The organism is Streptomyces albofaciens JCM 4342, assembly GCF_008634025.1.
GTDB lineage: Bacteria > Actinomycetota > Actinomycetes > Streptomycetales > Streptomycetaceae > Streptomyces > Streptomyces albofaciens.
Map to the genome: position 1 here is coordinate 764,272 of NZ_PDCM01000001.1, position 17,881 is coordinate 782,152.

The 17,881-nt window shown below is 73.4% G+C and carries 17 protein-coding genes; 11 read left to right on the forward strand and 6 right to left on the reverse strand.

Annotation, left to right across the window (positions count from 1 at the left end; genetic code table 11):
• Nucleotides 1–20: 20 nt before the first annotated feature.
• The 5 genes from CP973_RS03670 (at nt 21) to CP973_RS03690 (ending at nt 4,980) form a co-directional block, all read left to right on the forward strand.
• Nucleotides 21–1,448 (forward strand): NAD(P)H-hydrate dehydratase, encoded by a 1,428-nt coding sequence (locus CP973_RS03670; RefSeq protein WP_150237471.1) that lies wholly within the window; start codon nt 21–23, stop codon nt 1,446–1,448.
• A gap of 64 nt (nt 1,449–1,512) precedes the next feature.
• Nucleotides 1,513–2,673 carry an alanine racemase gene (gene alr, locus CP973_RS03675; RefSeq protein ID WP_150237472.1) on the forward strand — a complete coding sequence of 387 codons (1,161 nt, stop codon included), beginning with the start codon at nt 1,513–1,515 and terminating at the stop codon, nt 2,671–2,673.
• Nucleotides 2,670–3,932: an alpha/beta fold hydrolase gene (locus tag CP973_RS03680; RefSeq protein WP_150237474.1), complete on the forward strand. Its 1,263-nt coding sequence runs from the start codon at nt 2,670–2,672 to the stop codon at nt 3,930–3,932. The genes alr and CP973_RS03680 overlap by 4 nt, the downstream gene beginning before the upstream one ends.
• Nucleotides 3,933–4,041: 109 nt before the next feature.
• Nucleotides 4,042–4,587: a tRNA (adenosine(37)-N6)-threonylcarbamoyltransferase complex ATPase subunit type 1 TsaE gene (tsaE, locus tag CP973_RS03685; protein WP_150237476.1), complete on the forward strand. Its 546-nt coding sequence runs from the start codon at nt 4,042–4,044 to the stop codon at nt 4,585–4,587.
• A 177-nt stretch (nt 4,588–4,764) separates the two neighbouring features.
• Entirely contained in the window at nt 4,765–4,980 is a 216-nt protein-coding gene (locus CP973_RS03690) for a hypothetical protein (protein ID WP_150237478.1), read from the forward strand.
• Between the two features lie 75 nt (nt 4,981–5,055).
• Here CP973_RS03690 and CP973_RS03695 read toward each other — a convergent pair whose 3' ends face one another.
• Nucleotides 5,056–5,622, reverse strand: a complete 567-nt coding sequence (locus tag CP973_RS03695; RefSeq protein ID WP_150237480.1) for a hypothetical protein — start codon at nt 5,620–5,622, stop codon at nt 5,056–5,058.
• 86 nt (nt 5,623–5,708) lie between these two features.
• Between CP973_RS03695 and tsaB the strand changes: the two genes are divergently transcribed.
• From tsaB to CP973_RS03715, 4 genes are all read left to right on the forward strand, one after another.
• Nucleotides 5,709–6,368: a tRNA (adenosine(37)-N6)-threonylcarbamoyltransferase complex dimerization subunit type 1 TsaB gene (gene tsaB / locus CP973_RS03700; protein ID WP_150237482.1), complete on the forward strand. Its 660-nt coding sequence runs from the start codon at nt 5,709–5,711 to the stop codon at nt 6,366–6,368.
• A gap of 53 nt (nt 6,369–6,421) precedes the next feature.
• Nucleotides 6,422–6,964 (forward strand): ribosomal protein S18-alanine N-acetyltransferase, encoded by a 543-nt coding sequence (rimI, locus tag CP973_RS03705; protein ID WP_244409720.1) that lies wholly within the window; start codon nt 6,422–6,424, stop codon nt 6,962–6,964.
• Complete coding sequence (gene tsaD, locus CP973_RS03710) at nt 6,957–8,102, forward strand: tRNA (adenosine(37)-N6)-threonylcarbamoyltransferase complex transferase subunit TsaD (protein WP_150237484.1); 1,146 nt, start codon at nt 6,957–6,959, stop codon at nt 8,100–8,102. The genes rimI and tsaD overlap by 8 nt, the downstream gene beginning before the upstream one ends.
• Before the next feature lie 206 nt (nt 8,103–8,308).
• Entirely contained in the window at nt 8,309–8,674 is a 366-nt protein-coding gene (locus CP973_RS03715) for a hypothetical protein (RefSeq protein WP_150237486.1), read from the forward strand.
• Between the two features lie 7 nt (nt 8,675–8,681).
• Here CP973_RS03715 and CP973_RS03720 read toward each other — a convergent pair whose 3' ends face one another.
• From CP973_RS03720 to CP973_RS03740, 5 genes are all read right to left on the reverse strand, one after another.
• Nucleotides 8,682–9,878 carry a class I SAM-dependent methyltransferase gene (locus tag CP973_RS03720; protein WP_150237487.1) on the reverse strand — a complete coding sequence of 399 codons (1,197 nt, stop codon included), beginning with the start codon at nt 9,876–9,878 and terminating at the stop codon, nt 8,682–8,684.
• Nucleotides 9,879–10,045: 167 nt separating this feature from the next.
• Nucleotides 10,046–11,572, reverse strand: coding sequence for an FtsW/RodA/SpoVE family cell cycle protein (locus CP973_RS03725; protein WP_150243090.1), 1,527 nt, complete (start codon nt 11,570–11,572; stop codon nt 10,046–10,048).
• 50 nt (nt 11,573–11,622) lie between these two features.
• On the reverse strand, nt 11,623–12,906 hold the full coding sequence (locus tag CP973_RS03730) for an LCP family protein (RefSeq protein ID WP_244409258.1): 1,284 nt from the start codon (nt 12,904–12,906) through the stop codon (nt 11,623–11,625).
• 55 nt (nt 12,907–12,961) lie between these two features.
• Nucleotides 12,962–14,401, reverse strand: a complete 1,440-nt coding sequence (locus tag CP973_RS03735) for a sensor histidine kinase (protein WP_150237489.1) — start codon at nt 14,399–14,401, stop codon at nt 12,962–12,964.
• A complete protein-coding gene (locus CP973_RS03740; RefSeq protein WP_150237491.1) occupies nt 14,391–15,071 on the reverse strand; it encodes a response regulator transcription factor in 681 nt (226 codons plus the stop codon). Before CP973_RS03740 ends, CP973_RS03735 begins: the two co-directional genes overlap by 11 nt.
• A gap of 597 nt (nt 15,072–15,668) precedes the next feature.
• On the opposite strand from CP973_RS03740, the gene groES reads away from it, so the two are divergent.
• Together groES and groL are read left to right on the forward strand one after the other, a co-directional pair.
• The gene (gene groES, locus CP973_RS03745; RefSeq protein ID WP_003984505.1) at nt 15,669–15,977 is read left to right on the forward strand and encodes a co-chaperone GroES; all 309 of its coding nucleotides are present in this window, start codon (nt 15,669–15,671) and stop codon (nt 15,975–15,977) included.
• A gap of 103 nt (nt 15,978–16,080) precedes the next feature.
• On the forward strand, nt 16,081–17,703 hold the full coding sequence (gene groL, locus CP973_RS03750) for a chaperonin GroEL (protein ID WP_150237493.1): 1,623 nt from the start codon (nt 16,081–16,083) through the stop codon (nt 17,701–17,703).
• Nucleotides 17,704–17,881 lie beyond the last annotated feature (178 nt).

A 17,881-nucleotide genomic window follows, 5' to 3' on the forward strand; every position in this document is an offset into this window, starting at 1 on the left:
CCCGGGGTCAGACTGGGTGCATGAGGACTGCGTTCAGCGTGGATGTCGTACGGGCGGCCGAGCGGGACCTGATGGCGCGGCTGCCCGAAGGGGCCCTGATGCAACGGGCCGCCGCCGGGCTGGCGGTGGCCTGCGCGGAGCTGCTGGGGCGGGTGTACGGGGCCCGGGTCGTACTGCTCGTGGGCAGCGGTGACAACGGCGGCGACGCGCTGTACGCGGGCGCCCGGCTGGCCCGGCGCGGCGCGGGCGTACGCGCCGTCCTGCTGTCCCCGGAACGGGCGCACGCGGGCGGCCTGGCGGCCCTCCGGGCGGCCGGCGGCCGGGTGTCCGGCGACGCCCTCGCCGACATCGCGCGCGCCGATCTCGTCGTGGACGGCATCGTCGGCATCGGCGGCAAGGGCGGCCTGCGGCCGGAGGCGGCGCGGCTGGCCGAGGCGGCCCGTGGGGCCATGACCGTGGCCGTCGACCTGCCGAGCGGCGTGGACGCGGACTCCGGCGAGGTGCCGGGGGAGGCCGTACGGGCCGATGTGACGGTGACCTTCGGCGCGTACAAGCCGGGCCTGCTGATCGACCCGGCGCGCGAGTACGCGGGCGCGCTGCGGCTGGTGGACATCGGCCTCGATCTGCCCGCGGACGCCGGGGTGGAGGCGCTCCAGTACGCGGACGTGGCGGCCCTGCTGCCCCGCCCCTCGGCGGAGAGCGACAAGTACCGGCGCGGTGTGGTGGGCGTGGTCGCGGGGTCCGCGCGCTATCCGGGCGCCGCGGTGCTGGCCGTGTCCGGGGCGCTGCGCGGCGGCGCCGGGGCCGTACGGTACGTGGGCCCGGCGGCCGACGAGGTGCTGGCGCGGTTCCCGGAGACCCTGGTGCACGCCGGGCCGCCCTCGAAGGCGGGCCGCGTCCAGTCCTGGGTCATCGGCCCCGGCATCGGCGACGACGGGGACGCGGTGGCGGACGTGCTCGGCTCCGACGTACCGGTGCTGGTGGACGCCGACGGGCTGCGCTTCCTGGACGCCGCGCGGGTACGGGACCGCGCCGCGCCGACCCTGCTGACGCCGCACGCCGGGGAGGCCGCCGCGCTGCTCGGCGCCGACCGGGCGGACGTCGAGGCGTCCCGCCTGCGCTCCGTACGGGAACTGGCCGAGCGGTACGGCGCCACGGCCCTCCTGAAGGGCTCCACCACCCTCGTCGCCGACCCGGCGGGCGGCCCCGTGCGCGCCAACCCCACCGGCACCGGCTGGCTGGCCACCGCCGGCAGCGGCGACGTGCTGTCCGGCCTGACCGGATCGCTGCTGGCCACCGGCCTGTCCGCGCGCGACGCGGCGTCCGCGGGCGCGTATCTGCACGGCCTGGCCGCCCGGCTGGCGGCCACCCCGGACGGCGCGCCGATCCTGGCGACGGACGTGGCGGGGGCGCTGGGGGAGGCGTGGCGGGACGTCAGCCGGTCGTGAGGGCGGGCCCTCCTTCTCCACCTGCCTCGCCGGGCCCCAATCCCCGTCCTGAGACACTGTGTGGATGAACCACACAGCCATGCGTGCCCGTGCGGCCATCGACCTCGCCGCGGTGCGCTCCAATGTGCGGGCGCTGCGGGCCCGCGCGCCACGGGCCGAGCTGATGGCCGTGGTGAAGTCGGACGGGTACGGCCACGGCGCCGTCCGCTGCGGCCGTGCCGCGCGGGAGGCCGGGGCGACTTGGCTGGGCACGGCCCTGCCGGAGGAGGCCTTCGCGCTGCGGGACGCGGGCGACACCGGCCGCCTGATGTGCTGGCTGTGGACGCCCGGCGGGCCCTGGCGGCAGGCGATCGAGCAGGACATCGACGTGTCGGTCAGCGGGATGTGGGCGCTGCGCGAGGTCATGGACGCGGCGCGGGCCTGCGGCCGTACCGCCCGGGTGCAGCTGAAGGTCGACACCGGGCTGGGGCGCAACGGCTGCCAGCCCGCCGACTGGGCCGCACTGGTCGCCGCCGCGCGCGCCGCCGAGGCCGAGGGCACGGTCCGCGTCACCGGCGTCTGGTCGCACTTCGCATGCGCCGACGAGCCGGGCCACCCCTCCATCGACGCACAGCTGGCGCTCTTCGCCGAGGCCGACGCGGTGGTCCGCGAGGCCGGTCTGGACCCCGAGGTACGGCATCACGCCAACACCCCGGCGCTGCTCAGCCTCCCCCGGGCGCACTTCGACCTGGTGCGCGCCGGGATCGGCGTCTACGGCCTCTCGCCCAGCCCCGAGATGGGCGCGCCGGAGGACTTCGGACTGCGGCCGGTGATGACGCTGGAGGCGGCGCTGGCGTCGGTGAAGCGCGTACCCGGTGGCCATGGCGTCTCGTACGGTCACCAGTACACGACGTCCGGCGAGACCACCCTCGCCCTGGTGCCGCTCGGCTACGCCGACGGCATCCCGCGGCATGCGTCGGGCAGCGGACCGGTACTGGTCGCGGGCAAATGGCGGACGGTCGCCGGACGGATCGCGATGGATCAGTTTGTGGTCGATCTTGGCGGGGACCCGGCCCAGGTGGGAGACGTGGCTGTGCTGTTCGGCCCGGGGGACCGGGGCGAGCCGACCGCCGAGGACTGGGCGCGTGCGACCGGCACCATCGGGTACGAAATCGTCACGCGGATCGGTACCCGGGTGCCACGCGTCTATGTTGATGAGCGCGCGGACACGGGGAGCGGGACATGAGCGACAGGACGGGGGCGGCCGCCGACACCGCGATCGACGCGGCGGAAGCGGCGGCCGGGGCGGCCACGGCGGTCGGCGGCTGGACGCGGGCCGGACGCCACGCGGGCATCGCCGGAGCGGCGATCGGCGTGGTGGCGGCGGGCGCCGCCGCGGGTGTGGCCATCGAGCGGCTGACGGTCGGCCGGGGCATGCGGCGCAAGGCGCGGCTCGCGCTGGACGCGGCGGGCCCGTACGGCACGCTGCGCGGCACGCCGGGCACGGCCGTGGCCGAGGACGGCACGGAACTGCACTACGAGATCGACGAGCCGGGCGACGGCAGAGGCACCAAGGGCGGCGGCACCGGCAGCGCGCGCCGCAAGCGGCTGCTGAAGCTGCTGGGGCGCCGCGCCGAGGCGCTCACGGTCGTCTTCTGCCACGGCTACTGCCTCAACCAGGACTCCTGGCACTTCCAGCGCGCCGCCCTGCGCGGCGCGGTGCGCACGGTCCACTGGGACCAGCGCAGCCACGGCCGCTCGGAGCGCGGCAGGGCCCAGCGCGAGGGCACCGAGCGGGTCACCATCGACCTGCTCGGCCGGGACCTGAAGGCGGTGCTGGACACCACCGTGCCGGAGGGGCCGATCGTGCTGGTCGGGCACTCCATGGGCGGTATGACCGTGATGGCGCTGGCCGACCAGTATCCGGAGTACGTCGCGGAGCGGGTGGTCGGGGTGGCCCTGATCGGCACCTCCGCGGGGCGGCTCAGCGAGGTCGCCTTCGGGCTGCCGTCACTGGGCGTCAAGGCGTTCCACAAGCTGGCGCCGGGCGTGCTCAAGGCGCTCGGCGCGCAGAGCGAGCTGGTCGAGAAGGGCCGCCGGGCGACCGCCGACCTCTTCGCCGGGCTGGTCAAGCGCTATTCGTTCGGTACGCCGAAAGAGGTGGACCCGGGGGTGGCGCGGTTCGCCGAGCGGATGATCGAGGCGACGCCGATCGATGTCGTCGCCGAGTTCTTCCCGGCCTTCGCGGTGCACGACAAGACCGAGGCGCTGGCCGCGTTCGACGCCGTACCGGCCCTGGTGCTGGCCGGCGACCGGGACCTGATCACCCCCTCCGACCACAGCGACACCATCGCCGAGCTGCTGCCGGGCGCCGAGTCGGTGTGCGAGCCGGGCGCGGGCCACCTGGTGATGCTGGAGCGCCCCGAGGTGGTCACCGGCCATCTGGAGACGCTGATCGGGCGGGCCGCGGCGGCGGCCGCGGGAGCGCGGTCGGCGCGGGCGTAGCGCGGCGGCCCGGCGCCCGCCGCGCGGACGGTACGGCGGGCGGGTCAGCGACGCCGGGTCCGGAACGCCGGGTTCGGAATGCCGGTTGTGTGCGCCGTACCATCGGCGCATGAGCGCCACCGAGACGACCGTGCACGTAACCGTCAAGTCGCCCACCCGCATGCAGGAGTTGGGCCGCCGGCTGGCCGGGCTGCTGCGGCCGGGGGACCTGGTGATGCTGACCGGGGAGCTGGGAGCGGGCAAGACGACCCTGACCCGCGGCCTGGGCGAGGGCCTGGGCGTGCGCGGGGCGGTCACCTCGCCGACGTTCGTGATCGCCCGGGTGCATCCGCCGCTGGCCGAGGGCCCGGCCCTGGTGCACGTGGACGCGTACCGGCTCGGCGGCGGGCTGGACGAGATGGAGGACCTGGACCTCGACGTGTCGCTGCCGGAGTCGGTGGTGGTCGTGGAGTGGGGCGAGGACAAGGTCGAGGAGCTGTCCGAGGACCGGCTGCATCTGGTCATCGGGCGCACGGTGGGCGCGGACGCGCCGGGCCTGCCGGACGGCGCGCACTCCGACGTGGTGACCGACGAGGACGATGTGCGCGAGGTCGCCGTCCGGGGTGTCGGGCCGCGCTGGGCGGGTGTGGACCTGTCGGTGCTGGCCGGGGAGTAGGCGGGAAGGGGCCGCGCCGGGCGGGGAGCGGGCGGCGCCTCGCACCGTAGTTTCCGACAAGCCGTCGGGAAGATGTTGCGCGCGCGGCGCCGAACGTGGTCACATGGGTGAAGAGAGAGCCGGTTAGGTCTGCCTAACTACGCCCGCTTGCCCGCCCAGGAGCCACGGGAGGCATCCATGTCGGCCCACCAGCCCGTCACCGCAGGGGTCCGCAGCGGCGCGACCGAGCCGTCGCCGACCATGAACGAACTGCTGGCGGCGTGCGCCGCGGCCAGCGCGGTGTCCACGCCCCCGGAGCCGCCGTCGCGTGCCGAGGAGGACGCGGAGACAGACGGGACGCGCGTCGTCGGCGTGCAGGAGACGCAGAGGGCCGGGAGGCGCGACGCGGCGTAGGGGCGGCGTCCCCGCGCCCTTCGGCCACCGTCCCTCGGGGACGCGCACGCCGCCCCTCGGGAAACGACCCCCGCCCTAGGGAACGACGACGATCTTCGTCTCCCGCAGCGCGAAGTCCCACATCGCCGTGCCGTCCTCGCGGGTCTCCCGGATGCCGCCGGTCTTCTTCTTCGCGTTCGGGTCCGGCATCGAGCCGTCGACCGCCGAGCTGAAGCCGATCACCACGCCCTCGGCGACCGTGAAGCGCACCACGTGTTCGATCGGTACCCCGTCCGAGCCGGGGATCTTCAGCGACCGCCCGGTGACCTTGTACGTCCCCGGCGCCGGGGACACCGTGCTCGGCGTGACCTCGTACGTCCGCTTCACCTTGCCGTCCGCCGTGACCAGCCACACCCGCCGGGCGCCCAGCGCGTAGACGACCCGCTCGCCCTCGCCCGAGTCCGGCGGGACCGGGACCTCGGCCTTTTGCTGGTCCGCGCCGTCCTTGCCCTTGCCCGGGGCCGGGCTCGCGGAGGACGACGGGCGCTTGCCCGCGGTGGTGTGGTCGGGGGCCGAGGCGGACGCCTGATAGGCCAGGAAGCCGACGGCGGCGAGCGCGGCCGCGGTCAAAGCGGTGACGATCGTGCTGCTCTTACCGGACACCGCCGTGCCACCTTTCGTACGCGCGTGACTACGGGTGACGGTAGCACCCGGCAGGGCACCCACGGCCGCGCCGTAGTCTTGGAGGCGTGCTGCTGCTTGCTCTGGACACCGCAACCCCCGCCGTCACCGTCGCGGTCCACGACGGCTCCCGCGTACTCGCCGAGGAGCGTCAGGTGGACGCGCGCCGGCACGGCGAACTGCTGCTGCCCGCCGTCGACCGGGTGCTCGCCGAGGCGGGCGTGAAACTCGACGCGGTCAGCGACATCGTGGTCGGCGTCGGCCCCGGCCCGTACACCGGACTGCGGGTCGGGCTCGTCACGGCGGCGACCTTCGCGGCCGCCCTCGACGTGCCCGTCCACGGCCTGTGCACGCTGGACGGCATCGCGTACGCCGCCGGGCTCGACGAACCGTTCGTGGTGGCGACCGACGCGCGCCGCAAGGAGGTCTACTGGGCGCGCTACGCCGACGCCCGCACCCGCCTCACCGAGCCCGCCGTGGACCGCCCCGCGGACATCGCGGACCAGGTCGGCGGGGTGCCCGCGGTCGGCGCGGGCGCGGTGCTGTACGCGGACACCTTCACCGGCCTGCGGGCCGGCGGCCCCGAGCACCAGTCCGCGGGCGCGCTCGCCTCGCTCGCCGCCGAGAAGCTGGCGCGCGGCGAGGAACTGCTGCCGCCGCAGCCGCTGTACCTGCGCCGCCCGGACGCGCAGGTGCCCGCCAACTACAAGGTGGTCACGCCGAAGTGACCGCGAGGGTGGCTTCCGGACAGGGCGCGCGGGACGGCGCCGTGCTCCGTGAGATGCGCTGGTGGGACATCGCCCCCGTACTGGACCTGGAGCGCGAGCTGTTCCCGGAGGACGCCTGGTCGGCAGGCATGTTCTGGTCCGAGCTGGCACACGCCCGCGGACCGGCCGCCAACCGCCGTTACGTCGTCGCCGAACTCGACGGCCGCCTGGTCGGCTACGGCGGCCTGGCCGCCGTCGACGGCACCGGCGACATCCAGACCATCGCCACCGCCCGCGACCAGTGGGGCACTGGGCTCGGCTCCCGGCTGCTGACCGAGCTGCTGTCCGCCGCGACCGCCTTCGAGTGCGCCGAGGTGCTCCTCGAAGTACGCGTCGACAACACGCGGGCGCAGCGGCTGTACGAGCGCTTCGGCTTCGAGCCGATCGGCTTCAGGCGCGGCTACTACCAGCCGGGCAACGTGGACGCCCTCGTCATGCGCCGTACCACCCAGTCCCCCTCCGAATCTCCGGCCGATTCCGGGGCCGGGACCCCGGCCGCGACCCCCTCCCCGTCCACCGAACCTCCCACCGCGCAAGGAACCCCCACCCATGGCTGACGAACCGCTCGTCCTCGGCATCGAGACCTCCTGCGACGAAACCGGCGTCGGCATCGTGCGCGGGCACACCCTCCTCGCGGACGCCGTCGCCTCCAGCGTCGACGAGCACGCGCGCTTCGGCGGCGTCGTACCGGAAGTGGCCTCGCGCGCGCACCTGGAGGCGATGGTCCCCACCATCCAGCGCGCCCTGAAGGAGGCCGGGATCGCCGCGTCCGACCTCGACGGGATCGCCGTCACGGCCGGCCCCGGCCTGGCAGGCGCCCTCCTCGTCGGCGTCTCGGCGGCCAAGGCGTACGCCTACGCCCTCGGCAAGCCGCTGTACGGCGTCAACCACCTCGCCTCGCACATCTGCGTCGACCAGCTCGAACACGGCGCCCTGCCCGAGCCGACGATGGCCCTGCTGGTCTCCGGCGGCCACTCCTCCCTCCTGCTCGCGCCCGACATCACCGCCGACGTCCGCCCCCTCGGCTCGACCATCGACGACGCGGCGGGCGAGGCGTTCGACAAGGTCGCGCGCGTCCTGAACCTGGGCTTCCCGGGCGGCCCGGTCATCGACCGCTACGCACGCGAGGGCGACCCGGAAGCCATCCGCTTCCCGCGCGGCCTGACCGGCTCCCGCGACCCGATCTACGACTTCTCCTTCTCCGGCCTCAAGACGGCCGTCGCCCGCTGGATCGAGGCCAGGCGCGCGGCGGGCGAGGAGGTCCCGGTCGCGGACGTCGCGGCGTCCTTCCAGGAGGCGGTCGTCGACGTACTGACCCGCAAGGCGGTGCGCGCCTGCAAGGACAACGGCGTCGACCACCTGATGATCGGCGGCGGCGTCGCGGCCAACTCCCGCCTCCGCGCGATGGCCCAGCACCGCTGCGAGAAGGCGGGCATCACCCTCCGCGTCCCCCGCCCCAAACTCTGCACCGACAACGGCGCCATGGTCGCCGCCCTCGGCGCCGAAATGGTCGCCCGCAACCGCCCGGCCTCCTCCTGGGACCTCCCGGCCGACTCGTCCCTCCCGGTCACGGAGCCGCACGTACCGGGGACGGACCACGACCACGGGGACGGCCACGGCCCTGACCACGGTCATGGTCACGCGCACGATCACGATCACTTCCATGAGCTGAGCAAGGACAACCTGTATTCGTGAGCGGGGACAACCCGTACTCGTAGGGGGAGCGGGCGAACGGCCTCGATCACGCTGTTGCACGACGCCGTGGCGGCCGGCGAAGCGCCGTGATCACGGCGCCCCGGTCTCCGAAGGGCGCCGCCGCGCAAACCTGCCCTGCCTGTTCGTGACACCACGTCATACCCTGGCCAAGCCGAAAATGCAGACATACGGGGAGGCGGCAGGCCGTGAACTGGATCTGGTGGGTGTTCGCGTTCTTCATGGCGGGGGGTTTCGCCACGGTGGCCGAGACCGGGCGCAAGGCGCTGAAGACGCGGCACAAGCGGAAGATGGAGCGCCTGGAGCTGGTGCGGCGGGAGCGGCTGGAGCTGGAGGCGGCGCAGCGGCCGCCGGAGCCGGTGTGCGGGTGTACGCACCATCTCGCCAAGCACGACAAGCAGGGCAGGTGCCATGAGGCGGTCCAGGTGCCGACGGCCTGGGACGCGGAGAAGAAGCCGGTCGCGTACGAGCCGGGGCAGTGCACCTGCCAGCAGTACGTCGGCCCGCAGCCCCTCTCGCAGGTGTACGCGGAGGAGCTGACGGACCGGGCGTAGGCGGCCGTCAGGCGGTGGGCGCCTCGCGGCCCAGCAGCATCGTGGGCGCGCCGGCCACTCGCGTCAGGAACACCACGCAGGAGTTCGGCCCGGAGAGCTTGAGCTTCTTGCGCAGTTCGTCGGGCTCGACCGCCGAACCGCGCTTCTTGATGACGGCGACCCCGACGCCCCGCTCGCGCAGCAGCGCCTTCAGCTTCTTGACGTTGAAGGGCAGGGTGTCGGTGATCTCGTAGGCCGTGGCGTACGGGGTGGGGCGGTGCTCGTCCGCGGTGATGTAGGCGATGGTCGGGTCGATCAGCCGGCCGTCCACCCGCTGCGCGACCTCGGCCACCAGGTGGGCGCGGATGACGGCGCCGTCCGGTTCGTACAGCCAGCGCCCGACCGGGCCCGGCTCCGGGTCGGGCAGGCCGGTGCCGAGCAGGAAGTCACCGGCGGGCAGGAGCGTGGCGCGGCGGGCGCCGGGCGCGGTGCCGAACCACAGGACGGCCTCCTTCACGTCGCCGCCGTCGGAGATCCACTCCGCCTCCGCCTCGTCGGGGACGATCTCGTGCGGGATGCCCGGCGCGATCTTCAGGGCGGCGTGCGGTGCCGTACGGGCGGCCTGTACGGCCCAGGACAGCGGCGGCGAGTACGCCTCGGGGTCGAAGATCCGGCCGCCGCGCCCGCCCCGCCGCGCCGGGTCGACGAACACCGCGTCGTACGCCGAGGTGTCCACCTCGGTGACATCGGCGCAGCGCACCTCGATCCGGTCGGCCAGCCCCAGCGCCTCGGCGTTGGCGCGGGCCGCCGCGCAGGCCAGCGGGTCGCGGTCGACGGCCAGCACGTGGATGCCGGCGCGGGCCAGGGCGATGGCGTCGCCGCCGATGCCGGAGCACAGGTCGGCGAGCGAGCGGACGCCGAGGGCGGCGAGGCGGGTGGCGCGGTGGGCGGCGACCGTGCTGCGGGTGGACTGTTCGACGCCGTTGGGCGTGAAGTACATGTGCGCGGCGTCCGCCCCGAACTTGGCCGCCGCGCGCTGGCGCAGCCGCGCCTGGCCCAGCGCGGCGGAGACCAGCGACGCCGGGTGGTCGCGCCGCAGCCGGGTCGCGGTCGCCAGCTCGTCGGCCGGGTCGTGAGCGCGCAGCTCGGCCAGCAGCGCCTGCCCTTCGGGCGTGTGCAGCGCGGAGAAGGAGTCGAGGTCGTTCGCCTGGTTCACCTGGTCCATTGTGGGCCAGGGGGCGGGCGGGGGAGCGGCGGGGCGGACCGGCCGGTCCGGGCGGCGCGTCAGCGGCTGGGGCGGTGCGCTGTGCGGGAGGGCCTTGGCCGCGCGGAAGGTGGTGGGTTGTACGAGAGGGCCTGGGCACGCGGGGGCGGTGCGTCGTACGGGAGGGTCTAGCCGCGTGCGCGGCGGGCGCGGCGCCCGTGCCCCCGCGCGCGGCCGCCGCCTCCCTGGGCGGCCGGACCCGGCAGCGCCGCCACCACGCGCGGTGTGGCCTGTGTCGCGTCCGGGTCGGCCGCCCGCGTGCGCCGGCCACGTGCGCCGCCCCGCCCGCCCGGCATGCCCACCGGCTCGCGCCGCCGCTGCGCGCTGTCGCTGATACGGATGAGCAGCGCCACCATGACCCAGTTCGCGACCAGCGACGATCCGCCCTTGGCCAGGAACGGCAGGGCCTTGCCGGTGAGGGGTATCAGCCCGGTGACGCCGCCGGACACGACGAAGACCTGGAGCAGCAGCGCGCTGGCCAGGCCCACCGCCAGCAGCTTGCCGAAGGGGTCGCGGGCGGTGAGCCCCACCCGCAGGCCGCGCTGCGCGAGCAGGACGTACAGGAGCAGTACGGCCATCACGCCGGCCAGGCCCAGTTCCTCGCCGACGGTGGTGAGGATGAAGTCGCTGTTGCCCGCGAAGCCGATCAGTTCGGGGTGGCCCTGGCCCAGGCCCGTACCGCTGATGCCGCCGCTGCCGAAGCTGAACAGCGCCTGGGCGGCCTGGTCGGATATCAGGCCCGGCGGCCGCTCCTTCTCCGGCAGGAAGATGTCCATGGGGTGCAGCCAGGCCATCACCCGGCCCTTGACGTGCGGCTCGGTCATGCCGACGACGGCGGCGCCGACCACGGCCATGGCCAGGCCGCACAGCACCCAGCTGGTGCGCTCGGTGGCCATGTAGAGCGTGATCACGAAGAGCCCGAAGAAGATCAGCGACGTACCGAGGTCGCGCTCGAAGACCAGCACCAGCAGGCTGATGACCCATATCGTGAAGATCGGCCCGAGCTGGCGGCCGGGCGGCAGCTGGACGCCCATCACCCGGCGTCCGGTGAGCGCGAGCGCGTCGCGGTTCAGGGTCAGATAGCCCGCGAAGAACACCGCGATCATTATTTTCACGAACTCGCCGGGCTGCAGCGACAGCGGCCCGACGAATATCCAGCGCTTGGCGCCGTACGTGTCCGCGGTGAAGAACGCCGGGGCCATCAGCAGCACCAGCGCGACGGCCATCGTCAGGTAGATGTAGCGCTGGAGGAAGCGGTGGTCGCGCAGCAGCATCAGCGTGGCCGTGCAGACCGCCACCCCGATCACCGTCCACACCAGCTGCCCGCCCGCCGCCGGGGTCATGTGCAGGCTCGGTTTGGCCGCGTACGTGATGTCGAGGCGGTTCAGCAGCACCAGGCCGATGCCGGACAGCAGTGTGGCGAGCGGCAGGATCAGCGGGTCGGCGCGCGGCGCGAAGCGGCGGACGACCAGGTGCGGCACGAGCGCCATGAAGAACATGGCGGCGGCGAAGCCGGGCAGCCCGTCAGGCAGCCTGCCGGTCATCGACAGACCGGTGTACGTGTAGCCGAAGACCGTGATCAGCATGGCGAAGGCCAGCAGCCACATCTCCGTACGCCGCCGGTTGGGGGCCTGGGCCAGGGCGGCGAACGTCATCGTGCGCTCGGCGTCGCTCTCCGGGCCCTCGGGGGGCCGGAGCGAGCTCGTCAGTCCACGCACGGGATGCCTCCGCCATCGATTATGGGAGCCGTCTGCCCGGAACCTCCCGCCCCGGAACCGGACTCCACCGCCGATGAAGAAGACGAGGGCGACGGTTGCAGGGTTCCCGCAGGTGAGCGAGGTGCGCCGGAGGCGGCACCGGACCCGGCCGAGGCCTCGGGCGCGGCGGAGCCGCCGTTCGCGGCGCCCGTCTCCCGGGCGACCAGCCGCCGTATCTTCCGCGGATCGACCAGGTTCACGTCTTCGCCGCGGTGCTTGGCGAAGCCCTCGACGGGCAGTGTGGAGAATCGTACGTTACCGCCCGAAAGGTTCTTCGCCTGCCGGACGAACGACAGCAGGTCCCAGCCCTCGTCGATCACCAGGTCCTGCTTGGCGACGTCCATCAGCCTCAGCAGCCGCAGCGGGTCGGTGAAGGTGCCCGCCGAGTTCAGCTTGTGCGTGGCGGACGCCAGGAACGCCTGCTGGCGGCGCGTACGGTCCAGGTCGCCGGCGGGCAGGCCGTGCCGCTGCCGTACGAACGCCAGCGACTGCGGCCCGTCCAGGGTCTGCCGCCCGGCCGGGAAGTCGGCGCCCGAGTACCGGTCCTTGACCGGGTGCTTCAGACACACCGGTACGCCGTCGAGCGCGTCCGCGATGTGCAGGAAGCCCACCAGGCTGACCTCGGCGAAGTGGTCGACCGGCACGCCGAGGAAGGCGCGTACCGTCTCGATCTCGGCCCGGCGCCCGGCCTCCCGCCCCTCCCGCTCCAGCCGGTCGTGGTCGGTGACGCCCTGGCGCGCGAGCCGGTCCTCCACGGCGGCCTTGGCCAGCCCGTACGCCTTCTTGATCTTGTCCTTGCCGTGTCCCGGTATGTCCACGAGGTCGTCGCGCGGAATGGAGAACGCGGTGGCCCGCCCGCCGTCGGCGGGCACGTGCAGCAGGATCAGCGTGTTCGTGTTGTAGCCGCCGATGTCGGAAGAGGCGCCCGCGTGCAGCTTTGCCAGCACGTCCTTCGGCAGATCATTGCCGTCGCGGTCCTTGCGGCTGTCCAGCCCCATCAACAGGATGTTGGTCGCCCCGCCGGACGACTTCGGCGCGCCGTCGCCGAGCGCCCGCGACGAGCCGATCTGCCCGGCCAGGTCCCGGTAGAAGTACCAGCCCGCACCGGCGGCGCACAGCAGGAGCGCACAGACACACAGCAGGAGCCCGCGCAGCACACGGCGCCGCGGTCTGCGCCGGCGTCCCTGCGGGCGGGGTGCGTCCGGGGCGATGGGCCTGCGACGGTGCTTCATCCGACCAGGCTGGCCGGGCGGGGCTGAAGGAAGCCTGAAGGTACTGAAGGCGACTTCAGGAGCGAACGGGGGACCGGGGAGCCCCGGAGCCTCCGGGCAGGACGGCCACGAAGCGCGCGCCGGACCCCCCGTCCTCCCGGTCCCGTACGGACAGATCGCCGCCGTGCGCACGGGCGATGTCGCGGGCGATGGCCAGGCCCAGCCCCGTACCGCCGGTCTCGCGGTCGCGCGCCGCGTCGAGGCGGGCGAAGCGTTCGAAGACCCGCTCGCGGGCGGGCGGCGGGATGCCGGGCCCGTCGTCCACCACTTCCAGTACGGTCCGGTCCGGTACGGCGGTGCCCACCAGGGCCCGCGCGATGACCCGGACCTCCGACGCCGCGTGGCGCAGCGCGTTGTCGACCAGGTTGGTGAGCAGGCGCTCCAGCTGCGCAGGGTCACCCCGTACGGGTACCGGCTCGTCGGCCACCACCACCAGCCGGGGCCCGCCGCGCCCCGGCCGGCGCGCGGCCTCCTCGGCCGCCAGCAGGGCCAGGTCGACGGGCTCGGCGGCACGCGGGGCGTGCGCGTCGAGACGGGCCAGGAGGAGCAGGTCGGCGGCGATCCGCTGGAGGCGCTCGACGTCGCGGAGGGCCGCGCGTACGGAGGAGCGGTCGGACCCCTCGTTGGCCGCGGCCAGCGCGACCTCCAGCCGGGAGCGCACGGCCGCGATCGGATTCCGCAGCTCGTGCGACGCGTCGGCGACGAACTGGCGCTGCCGGGTGACGGCCTGTTCCAGCCGGTCCAGGGTGGCGTTGACCGTACGGGCCATCAGCGCGATCTCGTCACCGCCCGCGGGGTCCGGCACCCGCCGGTCCAGCTCGCTCTCGCTGACCGCGGCCAGCTCCCTGCGGATCGCGGTGACCGGGCGCAGCGCCAGCCCGGTCACCGCCCAGGCGATGGCGGCGGCCAGCGCGATCAGCGGCGGGGCGCTGGCGAGCAGGGCGACGCCGATGGCGTGGGTGGCGTCGTCCACGTCCGAGAGCACGGTGACCGCGTACACGTACCGCACCCGGCCGCTCTCGCCCGGCGGCGTGGCCCGCACCACGACCACGTCCGCGCGCGAGCCGCCCGCCGTCGCGGCCGGGGCGCCGGTCAGGACACGGTCGGCGGAATCCTGTCCCGGGGACGGGCGCAGCCCCCGCAGCTCGGCGGCCAGCGGATCGGCGGACCGCAGGCTGCTGGCGACGACCCGGCCCGCATCGTCCAGCACCAGCACCAGATCGACACCGTCGGCGGGCGACGCCAGCACCCCGGGAAGCGCGCCGGTGTCGGCCTGCGCGGCGACCTTGCGGGCGGCCACCTCGGTACGGCTGGTGGTGTTGTCCAGCAGGTTGGCGCGCAGCAACGCGTAGAGCCAGCCGCCGCCGACGGCCAGCACGAGAGCCATGGCCAGGGCGGCGGCCGCGGCGGACCGGCCGCGCATGGAGGCGGGCCGGAGCCGGACCTCAGTCCTCACCGGGCGCCATCCGGTACCCCGTGCCGTGCACGGTACGGATCGAGTGGCGGCCGAACGGGGTGTCGATCTTCTTGCGGAGGGACGAGACGTACACCTCGACGATGTTGGGATCCACATCGGCCGGCGAGTCCCAGACCTCGTCGAGGATGTCCCGCTTGGCGACCGCCTGACCGTCGCCCGTCATGAGGCAACGCAGCACGGCCAGTTCGCGGGCGGTCAGCTCGATGTCCGTGTCGCCACGGCGGCAACGGCGCGCCTCGGCGTCCAGGGTGAGGTCGCCGCACTGGAGCGTACGGGGGCGCTCGGCGGCCCGTCCGCGCCGGGTGAGGGCGCGCAGCCGGGCGAGCAGCACAACGAAGGAGAACGGCTTGGTGAGGTAGTCGTCGGCGCCCGCGTCCAGCCCCTCGGCCACGTCGTACTCGCCGTCCTTGGCCGTCAGCATCAGCACCGGCGTCCAGTCGTCCCGACGCCGCAGCCGCCCGCAGATCTCGTACCCGCTGGGCCCCGGCAGCATCACGTCCAGCACGATCGCGTCATACCCCTGCGAAAGCGCCAGCTCCAGCCCCCGATGCCCGTCCCGGGCAACATCGACCCAATGCCCCTCGGCCGCCAGCCCCCGCCGCAAGGAGTCGGCCACCCCTTCTTCGTCCTCCACGACCAGTATGCGCATGCGGCCATTGTGGGCCGTCTGCCCCATTTTGCGCGCCACACAGCCGCAAGCTTCAGCACATGGCGGCGCGCACCAAGCTCATTCTTTTCCCTCCCCCCACCGGCCCGCACTCGCCAATCCGACGGGAGGGGGTGCGCAGGGGGACACTCCCCGCAGGACGACCGTAGCCCCGGTCCACAACCAAGCCTGGTTCACTCCAGGCGCCGTGGGGGCACCCCCGGCCGGAGGCTGGGGGAGAGATGGCCCCCTGTGCGCCCCCGCCCCACAACAAACCAATGCGAATCCCGCGCGACAGCGCAAAACCTCGCGCGAAGCGCGGTCCAGTCCCCCCACCACCCGCGCGAAGCGCATGCATGGGCAAGCCCCACCCCGGGCAAGGTGCTCAACGGCCCGCCGTCCCCCCACAGACGCGCCGCGAGGCAAATTGGCACTCCGCTTGACCGAGTGCTAACCGCGTCATAGTCTCGGCCCTGGCACTCTCCACCGGGGAGTGCCAAACACAGCGACGGGCAGGTCCGGCACCCGCGACGACGGATCCACCTGGTCGCCACCTCAGACAGTTAACCCCGTGAGATCTCCGAAGGGGGAGGTCGGATCGTGACGACCGCCAGCTCCAAGGTTGCCATCAAGCCGCTTGAGGACCGCATCGTGGTCCAGCCGCTCGACGCCGAGCAGACCACGGCTTCGGGCCTGGTCATTCCGGACACTGCCAAGGAGAAGCCCCAGGAGGGCGTCGTCCTGGCCGTTGGCCCGGGCCGCTTCGAGGACGGCAACCGTCTTCCGCTCGACGTGAACGTCGGCGACGTCGTGCTCTACAGCAAGTACGGCGGCACCGAGGTGAAGTACAACGGCGAGGAGTACCTCGTTCTCTCGGCGCGCGACGTGCTCGCGATCGTCGAGAAGTAATTCACCGAAGATTGCCTTGATCTGCGCCCCTGGTTCCCGCGTCTAAACAACCGGTCGCCCGGGGCGCAGTTCGTTGGAGAGAACGACTAAGGACACGTAACTCATGGCGAAGATCCTGAAGTTCGACGAGGACGCCCGTCGCGCCCTTGAGCGCGGCGTCAACAAGCTTGCCGACACCGTGAAGGTGACGATCGGCCCCAAGGGCCGCAACGTCGTCATCGACAAGAAGTTCGGCGCCCCGACCATCACCAACGACGGTGTGACCATCGCCCGTGAGGTCGAGGTCGAGGACCCGTACGAGAACCTCGGCGCGCAGCTGGTGAAGGAGGTGGCGACCAAGACCAACGACATCGCGGGTGACGGCACCACCACCGCCACCGTGCTGGCCCAGGCGCTGGTCCGCGAGGGTCTGCGCAACGTCGCCGCCGGTGCCTCCCCGGCCGCCCTGAAGAAGGGCATCGACGCCGCGGTCAAGGCCGTGTCCGACGACCTGCTCGCGACCGCCCGCCCGATCGACGAAAAGTCCGACATCGCCGCCGTGGCCGGCCTGTCCGCCCAGGACAAGCAGGTCGGCGAGCTGATCGCCGAGGCGATGGACAAGGTCGGCAAGGACGGTGTCATCACCGTCGAGGAGTCCAACACCTTCGGTCTGGAGCTCGACTTCACCGAGGGCATGGCCTTCGACAAGGGCTACCTGTCGCCGTACATGGTCACCGACCAGGAGCGCATGGAAGCCGTCCTGGAGGACCCGTACATCCTCATCCACCAGGGCAAGATCTCCTCGATCCAGGACCTGCTGCCGCTGCTGGAGAAGGTCATCCAGGCCGGCTCCTCCAAGCCGCTGCTGATCATCGCCGAGGACGTCGAGGGCGAGGCCCTGTCGACGCTGGTCGTCAACAAGATCCGCGGCACCTTCAACGCGGTGGCCGTCAAGGCCCCCGGCTTCGGTGACCGCCGCAAGGCGATGCTCGGCGACATGGCCGCCCTCACCGGCGCGACCGTCATCGCCGAGGAGGTCGGCCTCAAGCTCGACCAGGCCGGTCTGGACGTGCTGGGCACCGCCCGCCGCGTGACCGTCACCAAGGACGACACCACCATCGTCGACGGTGGCGGCAAGTCCGAGGACGTCGAGGGCCGCGTCAACCAGATCAAGGGCGAGATCGAGACCACGGACTCCGACTGGGACCGCGAGAAGCTCCAGGAGCGTCTGGCGAAGCTGGCCGGTGGCGTCTGCGTGATCCGCGTGGGTGCGGCCACCGAGGTCGAGCTCAAGGAGAAGAAGCACCGTCTGGAGGACGCCATCTCCGCGACCCGCGCCGCGGTCGAGGAGGGCATCGTCTCCGGTGGTGGCTCCGCCCTGGTGCACGCCGTCAAGGTGCTGGAGGGCAACCTCGGCAAGGAGGGCGACGAGGCCACCGGTGTCGCCGTCGTCCGCCGCGCCGCCGTCGAGCCGCTGCGCTGGATCGCCGAGAACGCCGGTCTTGAGGGCTACGTCATCACCTCGAAGGTGGCGGAGCTGGACAAGAACCAGGGCTTCAACGCCGCCACCGGCGAGTACGGCGACCTGGTGAAGGCCGGCGTCATCGACCCGGTGAAGGTCACCCGCTCGGCGCTGGAGAACGCCGCGTCGATCGCCTCCCTGCTGCTCACGACCGAGACCCTGGTCGTCGAGAAGAAGGAAGAGGAGGAGGCCGACGCCGGTCACGGTCACGGCCACTCCCACTGAGGCACCTCGCTCCGAGGCTGCTCAGCCGTACGAGGCCCGGTCCCCTTTCGAGGGGGCCGGGCCTCGTCCCGTTGACGGGGCGCCGGCGTGTTCCTGTGCCCCGGCCGCCCAGCCGCCCAGCCGCCCAGCCACCCGGCCGCGCAGCCGCCCGGCCGCGCAGCCGCCCAGACACCCGGCC

Coding starts and splice junctions, on each gene's coding strand:
- rimI (WP_244409720.1), top strand. CDS start 6,422: ATGCGCTGGTGGGACATCGCCCCCGTACTGGACCTGGAGCGCGAGCTG.
- tsaD (WP_150237484.1), top strand. CDS start 6,957: ATGGCTGACGAACCGCTCGTCCTCGGCATCGAGACCTCCTGCGACGAA.
- alr (WP_150237472.1), top strand. CDS start 1,513: ATGAACCACACAGCCATGCGTGCCCGTGCGGCCATCGACCTCGCCGCG.
- CP973_RS03740 (WP_150237491.1), bottom strand. CDS start 15,071: ATGCGCATACTGGTCGTGGAGGACGAAGAAGGGGTGGCCGACTCCTTG.
- groL (WP_150237493.1), top strand. CDS start 16,081: ATGGCGAAGATCCTGAAGTTCGACGAGGACGCCCGTCGCGCCCTTGAG.
- CP973_RS03730 (WP_244409258.1), bottom strand. CDS start 12,906: ATGAAGCACCGTCGCAGGCCCATCGCCCCGGACGCACCCCGCCCGCAG.
- CP973_RS03725 (WP_150243090.1), bottom strand. CDS start 11,572: ATGACGTTCGCCGCCCTGGCCCAGGCCCCCAACCGGCGGCGTACGGAG.
- tsaE (WP_150237476.1), top strand. CDS start 4,042: ATGAGCGCCACCGAGACGACCGTGCACGTAACCGTCAAGTCGCCCACC.
- CP973_RS03670 (WP_150237471.1), top strand. CDS start 21: ATGAGGACTGCGTTCAGCGTGGATGTCGTACGGGCGGCCGAGCGGGAC.
- CP973_RS03690 (WP_150237478.1), top strand. CDS start 4,765: ATGTCGGCCCACCAGCCCGTCACCGCAGGGGTCCGCAGCGGCGCGACC.
- CP973_RS03720 (WP_150237487.1), bottom strand. CDS start 9,878: ATGGACCAGGTGAACCAGGCGAACGACCTCGACTCCTTCTCCGCGCTG.
- CP973_RS03680 (WP_150237474.1), top strand. CDS start 2,670: ATGAGCGACAGGACGGGGGCGGCCGCCGACACCGCGATCGACGCGGCG.